The organism is Arthrobacter sp. ZGTC131 (assembly GCF_002929275.1).
In the GTDB taxonomy this organism is placed as follows: domain Bacteria; phylum Actinomycetota; class Actinomycetes; order Actinomycetales; family Micrococcaceae; genus Arthrobacter.
Genome location: NZ_PJIK01000039.1, coordinates 1 through 1,946 on the forward strand (window position 1 = coordinate 1; position 1,946 = coordinate 1,946).

General features: G+C 62.7%; 3 protein-coding genes. 2 read left to right on the forward strand and 1 reads right to left on the reverse strand.

Features of this window, described 5'->3' with window-relative positions:
* A partial coding sequence (locus CXQ90_RS21555; protein WP_308470548.1) for a catalase-related domain-containing protein occupies positions 1-171 on the forward strand: 171 nt, incomplete at its 5' end.
* Positions 172-367: 196 nt separating this feature from the next.
* Complete coding sequence (locus CXQ90_RS21560) at positions 368-1,168, forward strand: IclR family transcriptional regulator (RefSeq protein ID WP_104141373.1); 801 nt, start codon at positions 368-370, stop codon at positions 1,166-1,168.
* A 51-nt stretch (positions 1,169-1,219) separates the two neighbouring features.
* Here the strand turns inward: CXQ90_RS21560 and CXQ90_RS22730 are convergent, their stop codons facing one another.
* Entirely contained in the window at positions 1,220-1,504 is a 285-nt protein-coding gene (locus CXQ90_RS22730) for a DUF6457 domain-containing protein (RefSeq protein ID WP_104141374.1), read from the reverse strand.
* Positions 1,505-1,946 lie beyond the last annotated feature (442 nt).

A 1,946-nucleotide genomic window follows, 5' to 3' on the forward strand; every position in this document is an offset into this window, starting at 1 on the left:
GAAACCATCACCGGCGCCGTGGGCGGCGTGAAGAGCCCGGGCATCAAGGAACGCGCCATCCAGTACTGGACCAACGTCGACGCCGAACTCGGCGCCAAGCTCCGTGCCAACCTGGGCGCAGCCCCGGCGGGCACCAGCTCCGACGCTGAGGCCGCCAACAAGATCGGCTAATCCCCAGCTACCGGAGGGGCACCCCACATGTGGGGTGCCCCTTTTTGTAACTCTGGATTTGCTCGGCCGCGTGAAGGCTGAGGTGCCGGTTGACGAGCCAGCGACTGAGCCCGTCTAGGATGAAACATGGCGAGGTGGCGGTTCGGCTGGGACTTCCACGCCTGGGTACTCCGCATGGACAAGGACACGAGGCGACATGGCCGCACGCAACGACCCGGATCAGGGCGTAGACGCACAGGGCGGCGGCGTCCAATCGGTGGACCGTGCCCTCCAGATCCTGGATATCCTCGCCCGTGAGGGTGATGCCGGCGTCACTGAGATCGCTGACGAGATGGGCGTCCACAAATCCACAGTATCCCGCCTGGTCGGGTCCCTGGTGGGTCGTGAACTCGTCCGCCAGAACAGCGAACGCGGCAAGTACCAGCTGGGCTTTGGAATCCTGCGATTGGCATCGTCTATCCCTGGCCGATTAAGCGTGGTGCACGAGGCCAGAGAGGATTTAGAGAGCCTAGCTGCGCAATACAAGGAAACGGTCAACCTGGCCGTCCAGCGATCGAACTACGACGTCAACGTGGACCAGGCCATGGGCCCGTCAACACTGGCTACCCACGACTGGGTCGGCAGCCTGACCCCCCTGCACGCCACGTCCAGCGGTAAGGTGCTGCTCGCTGCCCTGGCTGCAGACGAGAGGGACACGATTCTCAAGACGACCGGTTTGCCGGCCCGCACGCCGAACACCATTACGAATCGTGCGGATCTCGAGAAGCAGTTGTTGGATATCTCGCGACAAGGCTACGCAGTAGTCCACGAGGAATTTGAAATAGGCTTGACGGCCGTCGCGGTTCCCATCTTTAACCATGTGGGGAACGTCATCGCGGCGGTGAGTATTTCCGGTCCTACGTTCCGGTTCTCCCCGGAAACTGATGCCGGACTCATAGAGGGCCTCCGCGAGGCGGGTCTGGCCATCAGCGTCAAAATGGGCTACAGACGCCAATAAGCCCGGCCGTAGGGCCGGGCTTAGTGGCGGTGTTGTGAGGGCGACGCCCTGTCATTCCCCTGCGTGAGGGCGTCTATTGTGGCTTTCGCATAGGCTGGACGCGACGCCGGCAGTGCTGGCGAGAGAGTCGGAGGCATCCAATCCCCGCGAGCCAGCTGCGTATCCGACCAGGAAGGCTGTGACCGGCGCCGCGGCGTGGGTAATTGTGTCCGCTGACTTCCGGGCCAGATCCAGCAGTATTTCATGGTCGATGGGCAAGTCAGGGATCTGGAGCGCTTGGGCCAGCTCCTGACTCCATTCGTTCAGTATTTGTAATTCTTCGTCGTTGGTCGGCATATGGTTCCTTTCAGAGGCCGCCTAAGCCGGCGGGATGGCGCGCCGTCAGCGGAGACCAAGGTCGCTGTCAACGTACGAGCCGGGGCGGTTTTCGTTCTGGTGGCGGCAGTTGCAGCCACCATCCACCTGCAGCCGAACGGTCACTGGACTTGAGGACTGCAACTGGATATCCGCAGACTCCTTCCCTTCGCTGCTAATCCGGAGGGTCTGTTCTTGGTCGTGGCGCTGGGACATGTGGATAACCTTGCTGTGCGCTGGAGATGGGTGTGCCTAGGCGGCACGGGCCGGAACAAGCCGCGTGCCGCCGGGGCGGTTGCGATTGACGGTGAATCTATTTACTGTCCCGGTCCGCTTGCCGGGCCTCGACGGTGGGGATGCTGCCCGTGTGGGTGCCGCCGTGGTGGGAGTCGGGGTCCGGGCATGAATCGGCGCAGTCATGTTT

Coding starts and splice junctions, on each gene's coding strand:
- CXQ90_RS21560 (WP_104141373.1), top strand. CDS start 368: ATGGCCGCACGCAACGACCCGGATCAGGGCGTAGACGCACAGGGCGGC.
- CXQ90_RS22730 (WP_104141374.1), bottom strand. CDS start 1,504: ATGCCGACCAACGACGAAGAATTACAAATACTGAACGAATGGAGTCAG.